Raw genomic sequence first — 10045 nt, forward strand, 5'->3', positions numbered from 1 at the left:
GGCGGGGAAAACTGTATTAGGGTATCCTGCAGCGGATGCCCGCGAGAAACTGAAGGAATGGGTAGCTTGCCGTAACTTGATTAAGTAAAAAACTAAGGCAATTTTTGGTAGACATTGAAAACCTGAATAAATTATTTACGCTGGATTACGTTATACCTTGTTTTTTAATACAATTAATAATAACTTTATTTAAAAGGTGTTAACTTATTTAAATTCAGGCCAGTACACTCTAATTTTTTTTCTTAGAAAAACTACACTTCGTTCTAACTGTTCCATTCCGTCCACACCGTCTTCTATGCTGATCCACCCATCAAAATTTACTCTTTTCAACTCTGTGAAAATAGCGTCATAGTCATTTAAACCTTTGCCAATTTCTCCATGACGAAGTCTTTTAGCATAACCCAAAACACCGTCTTCCTCTTTTCGAAGGTCATCTAAGGTTCCTTCAAGAAGATAGCGATCACTGGCATGCATGGTCACTACTCTGGAGGAGACTCTTTTCAATAATTTCAGAGGATCTTCCCCCGCGAGAAAGGCATTACTGGGATCATAATTAACCCCAAAATTCGGGTGATCTATATAAGATACAAGTTTGCAAAAAACTTCCATTTTTTGCGCAAATTCAGGGTACTCCCAAAAATCGTCTTTATAGTGGTTTTCTAAAATTAAAGTAATTCCTCGTTCGCTGGCATAGGGTAAACAAGCTTCAATACTTTCTGCAGCCAGCTCTATTCCTTCTTTCATGGATAGCTCTGGACGTTTTTGGCCTGAAAGGACACGGCAATATGATCCTCCCAGGGCTTTGGTCATTTCAATCCAGTGTTTTTGTTTTTTAATTTCGTTTTGCCTGAAGGATTTATCAGGATGAGTAAAATCTGGAGAACAACATAGCATTGGAATCTCTTTTCCCTTTTCTTCCACTCTTTTTCTGAACAATTCCCAATTAGAGTTATCAGCCATTTCCAGGAAGCCCGCATACCATTCCAAACCATCAACCTCCAATGAAGTAGCTAAATCAATCCACTCCGTTACTTTCATAGTGCCTGTTTTACATAGATCTTGCATATAGGCTTTTGGGAATACGGCTAATTTTGGCACTTTTTTATTTTATTTATGATACTATTTATTGCTAAATCCGCTCCAATTCTTTGGCAGATTACGGCCTATCATAGGGAATTGTTCCAGTTCTAGTACCTGACCACTAACAGGACCGCATTCATCAGATAATAAGTAAACAGCCCCGGATGCTATTTCGTGAGGCTCAAATATACGTTGGGATGGTGCAAAAAGATCGGGCAATTTCTTATACCAATCATCATCCATTCCCTGTTGCTTCTGATTTATTTTTTCGTTTTCTGTCAAAACCCATCCCGGATTAATTTGATTTACGCGTACCCCGTGATCACGGAATAAACTATCTCCAAGGTTTCTGCTTAAGGTCATCAAAGCGCCTTTAGATATGCTATATGCCAATAAATTGGGTTCTCCGCTCCAGGCATTAATAGAGCCAATATTTAATACACATCCCTTTGTTTTTTTTAGATGAGGAAGGGAAGCCTGAATGATAGCAAAAGGCGCCAGGGTATTAATGGCCAGCATCTTTCTCATAAAAGAAAGATCTGTAGTATTAATATCTGAAGAAACAATCATAGCGGCATTATTGACCACGGCATCCAGTTTGCCAAATTTCTTTACAGCTTCATTTATTAAAATTTCCGGAGCCTCTTCTTTGGTTATATCCATTGTAATTGCAGTGGCACTATTACTTCCCAATTCCTCTACCAATCTCTCGCCCTTTTCATTGCGCAATCCATTTAAAAGGACTTGCGCGCCTTCTTTTACACATGCCCTCGCAATGGCCTGTCCTATGCCGGTATAACCTCCGGTAATTAGAATAACTTTGTTCTTTAAACGCATACTAAGTTAATTAGGTTTCAAAATACTCTTTACCACTTTCCCGGAGTGCATGGCTTCAAAAGCCTCATTCCATTGCTCCAGGGGCCAAATACCCCCAATGATTGGCTCTACATCCAATTGACCTGTAGCTAACAAGGAAAGTACTTTTTCCCATATGGGCCAGTTATGGCTAAAACTTCCTTGCAAAGTCACATTTTTTTGCACAAGGGTATCAAGCGAGTGATTAAAAGGTTGGGGGCCCCAGCCAACCTTCGTAATATGACCATTAGGCCTTACCCATTTTAAAGCCAAATTCAGGGTTTCACTAACCCCTGCTGCATCAATAACACAATCAACCCCAAGTCCATCGTGTTCAAGTGCCCATTGTGTAGCATCATCTACTATTATATCACAGCCGTATTGCTTTGCTATTGATAATCTTACAGCGTCTTTTTTCAGACCAACCAAGGCCACATGGGCTCCGCATAATTGAGCCATAGCGGCACACAATATTCCTATTGTTCCCGGACCTAATACAATGACACGGTCACCAGGCCGAATTTTTGAATTCGTTATTACGGCATTATAGGCAACAGAGCAGGGTTCAGTTAAACAAGCCTGTTCAAAAGATAGGTTTTTAGGTACCCTGTGAAGACATCTTGCCGGAACCTTAACATATCTTGTCATTGCCCCGTTAACTCCGTATCCAAACCCCTTTCGATCGGGGTCCAGATTGTAGAGGCCCTGCCTGGATAAAGGACTTTGGGCATTTATAACTGCAGCAGTTTCGCTCACCACGGCATCACCTTCTTTCCAATCCTTGATGCCTTTACCAATTTCAGCAATATGGCCTCCAAATTCATGTCCAAGCACTACAGGATAATTTACAGGCCAGCTATGATCTGCTGTCCACTGGTGCAAATCACTCCCGCAAACTCCTACATTTACTACTTCAAGGAGAACTTCGTCATCACCGATAATTGGCCTCTGTATTTCTCGAATTTCTACACTACCTTTTTTAGGAGCAAAATTTACAACGGCAATAGAGTTCATATAATTACAGTTTTAAAACACTTCAAAATAGATTATTTCATTTCCGGATATGCATGTATTCTGTCACATATTAGTTTTAATGATGCTTCAAGATCACCCTCAGCGGTCCTAAAAGAATCGGCATCTATGGTTAAAGGAGCTCCCAGTACAACAAGGGGAGCCCCGTATTCGGGACAACGAATAGCTTGCTCAAGAGAGAGGCCACCTACCGCCTGCACAGGTACATTCACAGCATTTACCACCTCTCGCAACTGATCAAGCGGACTTGGCATAGGAAAACCCTGAGCGGCTATCCCACGACGTTCATCATAACCAATGTGATGGATAACATAATCACAACCAAGTTCTTCCAATCGTTTGGCACCGGCCACCATATCGGGACAGCCCAAATTATCGCCCATTATTTGTATTCCAAAATCTTTTCCGGCTTCAACCACAATCTTAATGGTTTCTTCATGTGCCCTGGCCATAACTACTACATGTGTAGCACCGGCCTTAGCCATCATTTCTGCCTCCAGATAGCCTCCATCCATAGTTTTCAGATCTGCCACAATAGGTACACCCGGAAAATTTTCACGTAATTTTTTTACTCCGTGTAAGCCTTCAGCCAAAAGTAAGGGAGTCCCGGCCTCCAGCCAGTCAACACCTGCTCTCATGGCCAATGCGGCTGTTTCCAAAGCTTCATCAATATTTGTAAGGTCCAAAGATATTTGTACTATGGGTTTCATATCTGCTTATAATTCTTTTAATCTTATATTTCTGTATTCTACCTTCATAGGCGGCCCCACGTGTACCTGTAAACCCAGAAAGCCAGAAGACTTACGGTTAACTGAATCGAGATCCGTTACCTCACTCATTAATATTTCATTAATAAAATGTTGCAGACGATAATCTTTAACTATCAAATGGCAGCTATTCCAATCTTCTGGTTTAATCTTGGATTTTAAACTGTCTGAGTTCCCAAGAAATTCTACTACCTCTCTGTTTTTCCAGGCATTATTTTGCACATTTGTCCTCAACGAAACCTGTTCATGTGGGCTATCTTGCGATTTAACAAAAACTTTTTCTCCCCTATAAGCGAGGGTAGTGCGTTTTCTTTCTTCATAATTCTGTCCGGTATAGGTGTTTTTGCCATCAATATCAGCCTGATATCCCTTAAGAGCATAAGGAATTGTGTCCAGGCGTTCACTTCTATAATTAATACCACTGTTCCCGGCCTCAGCAATACGAAATTCCAACTTTAGTTCAAAATCTGACAGCTGCCCGCCTTGCCAAATAATAAAAGTATTGCTTTCCAAAGGTGTTTCGGGCGTGACTTCTCCAATCAGAACACCATTAGATGCACGCCAGTATGCTTTGTCTCCTTCCCAGCCTTCTAAGCTGGCTCCATCAAAAATTTGGACAAAATCTTTTTCCACTTGTTGGATAATCCCTGATTCCTTCTCAGTAATCTGGTGTTTTTTATCCTTGCAGGATTGAAAACTTAAAAGAAAAATAACGGACCAGATTATGTACAATGGGATTCGTTTTGATCTTTTGAGTCTAGTTCTCATAGGGTTGATTACCTTAATTTATTTATTTATAGGATGCTTAAAATGAATAACCTTAAGGATTAATAGCTGTATTTAAAAATAAGCATTTACAAAACAATATTAGCATCCTCGTTTAAATAACAGGTAGTTTACATTTTATCCGTAAAGTTTAACTTCAATTTTATCTATTGAGGTTGTCAAAAAAAGCTTTCCAGCCCTTTTAATTGTAAATTAAAATGCAAGGTGTTATCTTTACAGAAGTTTAATAAGATAATTACCGACCTATAGTTACCATCGCTCTGGCTAATTTTTTGGAGTATTCACAGTTCCACACTTACTTTTCCAAGCGCTCATTTCTTAATCAAGATTCTTTTTAAACTAAACTATATTATCCTAATAAAACATTTTAATGGCAAGATCGCAACAAACCTATAGCAAAGGCGAAAAAGAAAAAAAACGTCTCAAAAAACGCGAGGACAAACAAAAAAAGAAAGAAGCACGTAAGGCAGCCGCCAAAGAAAAGGGTGGTGGTATTGAATTTGCATATGTAGATCATAATGGGAATTTAACAGATACTCCTCCGGATCCTTCTCTGAAAGTGGAAATTGAGGCTGAAGATATTATCCTTGGTATTCCAAAGAGGGAAGAAGGCGATATAGAAGAGGTAGATCCAGTAAGAAAGGGCAAAGTGTCATTTTTTGATTCCTCTAAGGGTTTTGGCTTTATCATTGATGCTGAAAACAATGAAAAATATTTCTGTCATGTAAGTGGCTTGATCGATGAGATTGTAGAAAATGATAAGGTGTCATTTGAATTGGAAAAAGGGATGAAAGGGCTTAATGCCGTTCGGGTAAAGAAAGTATAACTTCAAACTTTCTCCACAAAACATACATTTCCCCATCTATTTTATAATTTTCTTGATTTGAATGTGATTTTTTGGTGTTTTGCTTTACTAATAGTTAAATAATTAAATCAAAACAAGATGAAATCAGACAATATGTATTCAGATCTAATAGAGTTTATATGTAAAATTTACCAATGCGAGGTTCGCATGTTTAAAAGAATCTTAGGAATAAAATAGGCTTTGAATATTTTACCTAGTTTTTTTATGGTAAATTTATTGTTCTGCTCTTAAGATATAAATTCTTGTATATCAACGAATAACGTCTCTTACTCTTTTGTGTAAACTTAAATAATGGCTCAAAGCCATTGCAATACTATTGCCTAAATTTTAGTAAGACTTTGTAACAAAAATGAAGTGAGTACGTCTTTTAGGTATACATCAATCAAAAAACGAATATCATGAGAACGCTAGACATGAACTACATTAAAAGGACCTTAAATTATCATTTGGGATATGGGTGGAGTATGAACAGAAGCCATTCTTCAAAAGGAGCAAAAAGAAATAACATAACTTATTGAATCTAATATATCATGAGAAGGTTATTTCTAATAACATTAACGGCAATAACAATAGCCTCCTGTTCCAAAGATGATTATACAGGATCAGGAAATACAATTTCAGAATTCAGAGAGGTAAATCTATTTACTAGAATTAGTAGTGAAGGGACTTTTGTAGTTAATATAACTCAGGGTCCGACACAATCTCTGGAAATTATAGCAGATGATAATCTCATTGGCAGAGTGAAAACCAGAGTTTCCGATGGCCAATTAAAGATATACCTGGAAGACGGAAACTACAGAAACACCTATTTGGAAGCCAATATTACGGTGGCGGATTTAAATGGTATAAAAAACGAGGGTACAGGAGATATTACTGTATTTGAATTACAAAGTACTGGGATCATGGAAATTGAAAATATAGGAAGTGGAAATATTGCAATTGCCGGTTACACGGACAACCTAAACATTAAAAATGAAGGTTCCGGAACTATTAATGGTGCGGAGTTTATGGCGGCCATTGTAGAAGCACGCATTGAAGGCTCTGGAGATTGTGAAGTCTATTGTACAGAAAGTTTAAACGTGAACATTGAAGGCAGTGGTAATGTTTATTACAAAGGTAGTCCCACAATGATTATAGATATATCGGGCTCAGGACAGGTTATTCCTATGAATTGAATTGTTCGCATTTGGCAGTAAGATTTGTTAAAAGTTTTACTTCCCCTAACAATAAATTTTCTAAAGATATATCGCCTATACGTATTCTAATAAGTCGGAGTGTAGGAAAACCAACCGCTGCGGTCATTTTACGCACCTGTCTAAATTTACCTTCTGTAAGTGTAATACTTATCCAACTGGATGGCCTGTGTCGTCCAATTCGAAGTTTTTTATCTGCTTCAGGAAAGTTTGGCAGGGCATTTAATTTATGAGTTTTACAAGCTTTGGTAAGGTAGCGTTTACCCTCAAAACCTATTGCAACACCCTTTTCTAAAACTGCTATTGCTTCATTTGTAATTTCCCCATCCAATTGCGCGTAATACTCTTTTTCTACACCAGAGCGATTTATATCATCGCTTAACTTGCCATCTGTGGTAAGAAGGAGCAGACCCTCAGATTTTTCATCTAACCGACCAATAGGCATAACACCTTTAGGAAAATCATAAAGTTCATTTAAAAATTTCTTTTTTCGTAACTCCCTTGGACTTTTTGAATTAAGCTGACTTATTATACCACAAGGTTTATAAAGCTTAAAGTGAAGTGGTCTTCTATCCATTTGAGTTGGCAAGGTAACAAAGTCTTTTAGGACTTGTCTCTTTTATTGATTTAGTATTTCTGAACATTAGCAGTTCGTTTAATACAATTTCTGTTAGTCTATTTCTGCCAATGTGAATACTTTCACTCGGATTTAGTTGGTTTGGATTGGTTAAATAAATCTGCGAAATTTAATTATTTTTCTTAAATTGTATAAAAACAAAGCCGATGCCCATATACATGGACCGACATGATATACCGAAAGAAATTACCGCAGAGCATGTTGCTTTAATGCACCAGGAAGATCTGAAAGTAGAGCATCTATATGGGTGCAAAGGAATGACTTATTGGTGTGATACTGAACGGCATACGGCTTTCTGTTTAATAGAGGCACCTAACAGGGAAGCAATTCAGAATATGCACAACCACGCACATGGGGAATTTCCTCATGATATCATTGAAGTGGATCCGCATTTGGTAGAATCCTTTCTTGGACGCATTGAAGATCCGGAAAAAGGAAAAAAAGAGAGCTTAAATATTATTGATGATCCTGCTTTTAGAGTGATTATGGTCTTGGAAACCTCTGATTATCTCCATAGACTGGATACGCATCAGTTAAGTATGTTTACACAGAAATTCCATCGTAGTGTTTCGAAATCTGTTAATCATTTTGAGGGAAGTATGGTTCGGGAAAATGACAAATCATACCTGATCTCTTTCAAATCTGTTACCAATGCCATATTATGTGCTTTGAAGATCCAGGAAAGTTTTAAGTATAGCTACCCTAAACTGGAAAGGGATAATCAACGTCTTAATATAGGCCTGTGTACAGGATCACCTGTAACGGCAAAGGATGGTATTTTTTCAGAATCTATATTATTAGCAACGCAGATGTGTGAACTGGTCCAGGGTCAAATTGTTATTTCTCCTTCTGTAAAGTCATTGTATGAAAATGAAAATAGAAATGCTGTCATTGACGATCAATTAATCAGGACCTTGACACCGCAAGAGGTATTATTTGTTACTAAGTTGGTTGAATTTTGTGAGTGTACCTGGAATAAATCTAACTTTAATATTAATACTCTTAGTAAAGAACTTGGGCATAGTAAATCCCAATTATATAGAAAAATTAAGAAGCTTACAGGTAAATCACCTATCACCTTCATTAGAGAATACCGTTTGCATAAGGCATTGGAACTAATCCATAACCAAAAGGGAAATATTTCTGAGATTGCCTTCGAAAGCGGGTTTAATAGTCCTGCATATTTTTCAAAATCCTTTTTAGAGAAGTTCGGGATCCTACCTTCTAAATATGCTCAAATGTCTCAGAGTTAATTCCTTTGCATTCATAAATCACCTATGAATTAAAATTATAAATTTTTGAATTAAAAGTAGCTATTTACCAATTTTGGTCTATCTAACTTTACGATAAAGCCAAATACAATTCGAATGACCCTCCCCCGTTTGGTTCCTTAAAAGGATATACTATCAAAACAATATAACAACCAATTAATAACTAAAACAATGTCAGCTACAACAGAAAAAAAACAAACTATTAAAGAACTAGGCAATTCATTAATCGAAGAATTTAGGTCGCAACTTAAAGGAGAAATTGTACAAGCTTCAGATCCAGAATATAACGAGGCAAGAAAAGTTTTCAATGGAATGATTAATAAGCACCCGGGAATAATCGTTTACTGTGTGGATGTGGCAGACGTGATGGCCTGTGTTAATTTTGGCAGGGAAAATAGTCTATTGGTTGCCATCAGGGGAGGCGGTCATAATGGGGGAGGACTTGGGATATGTGAAGAAGGTTTGGTTATTGATTTATCCGGACTTAAAAGTGTACGGGTCAACCTAGCAGATCAAACAGTACGTGTAGGAGGTGGAAACCTCTGGGGTGAAGTGGACCATGCAACGCACCCGTTCGGATTAGCAATTCCGGCTGGTATTATTTCATCAACGGGAGTTGCCGGCTTAACTCTTGGAGGAGGTGTAGGCCATCTTTCCAGAAAATACGGTCTTACCATTGATAATCTTTTAGAGGCTGATATGGTTTTGGCAGATGGTTCCTTTGTTACGGTAAACAAGGATCAAAACAAAGATCTTTTCTGGGCCATACGTGGTGGTGGTGGAAACTTTGGGGTAATAACATCTTTTAAATTCCAGGCACACCCTGTAAGTACGGTAATTGGTGGACCTACCTTATGGCCAATAGAGAAAACGGATGAAATTATGTCCTGGTATCATGATTTTATTTCAAATGCGCCTGATGACTTGAATGGCTTTATTGCTACCATGGTTATCCCTGGACCACCTTTTCCTGAAGAATTACACAATAAAATGTTTTGTGGTATTGTGTGGTGTTATACCGGAGAGCCTGCAGAATTTGATAAACTATTTCAAGAGGTAAGGGATAAAAATCCCATATTTGAGCATGTAGGGGAGATGCCCTATCCAGCTATTCAAACTCTTTTTGACGGATTATTTCCTAGTGGTTTGCAATGGTATTGGAGAGCAGATTTCTTTAATGATTTTAGTGAAGAAGTAAGAGCAGCTCATTTAAAATATGGATCCAGTATTCCAACACCATTGTCGCAAATGCACCTATACCCCATAACTGGGGCCGCTAGCAGAGTGGGTAATGAAGATACACCCTGGGCCTATAGAGATGCCAAATATGCCGGAGTCATTGTTGGAGTTTCACCTGAACCGGAAGATGCTCCAAAGATTACCCAATGGTGTAAAGACTACTGGGAAGCATTACATCCATATTCTTCAGGTGGGGCATATTCCAACTTTATGATGGAAGAGGGGCAGGAAAGAGTTCAGGCTAGTTATAAGCACAACTACGATCGTTTAACCGAAATTAAAAAAACATATGATCCAAACAATTTCTTTAGGGTAAACCA

General features: G+C 38.0%; 10 protein-coding genes. 4 read left to right on the forward strand and 6 right to left on the reverse strand.

What is annotated here, in order from left to right; translation table 11 throughout:
* Positions 1-204 precede the first annotated feature (204 nt).
* From WBN20_RS08595 to WBN20_RS08615, 5 genes are all read right to left on the reverse strand, one after another.
* On the reverse strand, positions 205-1038 hold the full coding sequence (locus WBN20_RS08595; protein WP_424272009.1) for a sugar phosphate isomerase/epimerase family protein: 834 nt from the start codon (positions 1036-1038) through the stop codon (positions 205-207).
* Between the two features lie 81 nt (positions 1039-1119).
* Complete coding sequence (locus WBN20_RS08600) at positions 1120-1917, reverse strand: SDR family NAD(P)-dependent oxidoreductase (RefSeq protein WP_424281385.1); 798 nt, start codon at positions 1915-1917, stop codon at positions 1120-1122.
* Positions 1918-1923: 6 nt separating this feature from the next.
* Positions 1924-2949 carry a zinc-binding dehydrogenase gene (locus tag WBN20_RS08605; RefSeq protein WP_424275866.1) on the reverse strand — a complete coding sequence of 342 codons (1026 nt, stop codon included), beginning with the start codon at positions 2947-2949 and terminating at the stop codon, positions 1924-1926.
* Between the two features lie 32 nt (positions 2950-2981).
* Complete coding sequence (locus tag WBN20_RS08610; protein WP_424272012.1) at positions 2982-3677, reverse strand: orotidine 5'-phosphate decarboxylase / HUMPS family protein; 696 nt, start codon at positions 3675-3677, stop codon at positions 2982-2984.
* Between the two features lie 6 nt (positions 3678-3683).
* Positions 3684-4502, reverse strand: a complete 819-nt coding sequence (locus WBN20_RS08615) for a 3-keto-disaccharide hydrolase (protein ID WP_424281386.1) — start codon at positions 4500-4502, stop codon at positions 3684-3686.
* 388 nt (positions 4503-4890) lie between these two features.
* Here WBN20_RS08615 and WBN20_RS08620 point away from each other — a divergent pair, with 388 nt between their 5' ends.
* Together WBN20_RS08620 and WBN20_RS08625 are read left to right on the forward strand one after the other, a co-directional pair.
* A complete protein-coding gene (locus tag WBN20_RS08620) occupies positions 4891-5346 on the forward strand; it encodes a cold-shock protein (RefSeq protein WP_299162381.1) in 456 nt (151 codons plus the stop codon).
* Between the two features lie 569 nt (positions 5347-5915).
* Complete coding sequence (locus WBN20_RS08625) at positions 5916-6560, forward strand: head GIN domain-containing protein (protein ID WP_424281387.1); 645 nt, start codon at positions 5916-5918, stop codon at positions 6558-6560.
* On the opposite strand, the gene WBN20_RS08630 is transcribed toward WBN20_RS08625, so the two are convergent.
* The gene (locus WBN20_RS08630) at positions 6550-7155 is read right to left on the reverse strand and encodes a pseudouridine synthase (RefSeq protein ID WP_424275864.1); all 606 of its coding nucleotides are present in this window, start codon (positions 7153-7155) and stop codon (positions 6550-6552) included. The two genes, WBN20_RS08625 and WBN20_RS08630, sit on opposite strands and share 11 nt — an antisense overlap.
* Positions 7156-7361: 206 nt before the next feature.
* Between WBN20_RS08630 and WBN20_RS08635 the strand changes: the two genes are divergently transcribed.
* A complete protein-coding gene (locus tag WBN20_RS08635; RefSeq protein WP_424281388.1) occupies positions 7362-8468 on the forward strand; it encodes a nickel-binding protein in 1107 nt (368 codons plus the stop codon).
* A 189-nt stretch (positions 8469-8657) separates the two neighbouring features.
* A partial coding sequence (locus WBN20_RS08640) for an FAD-binding oxidoreductase (RefSeq protein WP_424281389.1) occupies positions 8658-10045 on the forward strand: 1388 nt, incomplete at its 3' end.

The sequence above is a fragment of the Eudoraea sp. genome, from assembly GCF_049665975.1.
Taxonomy (GTDB): Bacteria; Bacteroidota; Bacteroidia; order Flavobacteriales; family Flavobacteriaceae; genus Eudoraea.